Source organism: Sebaldella sp. S0638 (genome assembly GCF_024158605.1).
GTDB lineage: Bacteria > Fusobacteriota > Fusobacteriia > Fusobacteriales > Leptotrichiaceae > Sebaldella.
Genome location: NZ_JAMZGM010000136.1, coordinates 1 through 564, shown reverse-complemented (window position 1 = coordinate 564; position 564 = coordinate 1). Strand labels below are relative to the sequence as shown.

The window sequence follows — 564 nt, the reverse complement described above, 5'->3', positions numbered from 1 at the left end:
CTATCCCTGTTTTTAGTTCTTCCATATCAGAACCTTCTATCTTTTCTTATTTTTCCCGTAAGTCTTTCTCTTTTTCTTCCTTGCCTTCTTTTTTCGTGTGCAACGTATCTTCTGTTTTTTCCCACTGCTTTTCTTTTTATATAATTCTATCAGTCTATATATACCCTCTAAGTAATATCCTTTTTTCCAGTCTTTCATCGTGTCCTCCTTATATTAATATATCCAGTATTCTTCTGAATATCCCTTTTTTATTTAATTGTTCATGCATATTATCCATAAAATCTATGGCTTCCTCTTCTGTTTCTGATTTTAATTCATCTGTCCAAATATTGTAGTGTATCCGAATTTTATTTTTATTTCTGCTTATGTAATTTATTTTTTTCACATTATATATTCGATCCTTCTTACCTTTTGCATCCGATACTCTGTAAAACATCATGCCTCCTATAGAAAGATTATTAATCCTGTTCCTATTGTTACTAATGCTAGACATACTCCTAATGCATAATTCCATTTTCTTGATTTTTTATATTTTTCACTAAATTTAGCTGCAGTATCAGATAA

The 564-nt window shown here is 29.6% G+C and carries 2 protein-coding genes; both read right to left on the bottom strand.

Going from position 1 to position 564, the window contains the following annotated elements; translation table 11 throughout:
- Positions 1–36: 36 nt before the first annotated feature.
- Positions 37–198 carry a hypothetical protein gene (locus NK213_RS17985; protein WP_253351780.1) on the bottom strand — a complete coding sequence of 54 codons (162 nt, stop codon included), beginning with the start codon at positions 196–198 and terminating at the stop codon, positions 37–39.
- A gap of 10 nt (positions 199–208) precedes the next feature.
- A complete protein-coding gene (locus NK213_RS17980; protein ID WP_253351778.1) occupies positions 209–436 on the bottom strand; it encodes a hypothetical protein in 228 nt (75 codons plus the stop codon).
- Positions 437–564 lie beyond the last annotated feature (128 nt).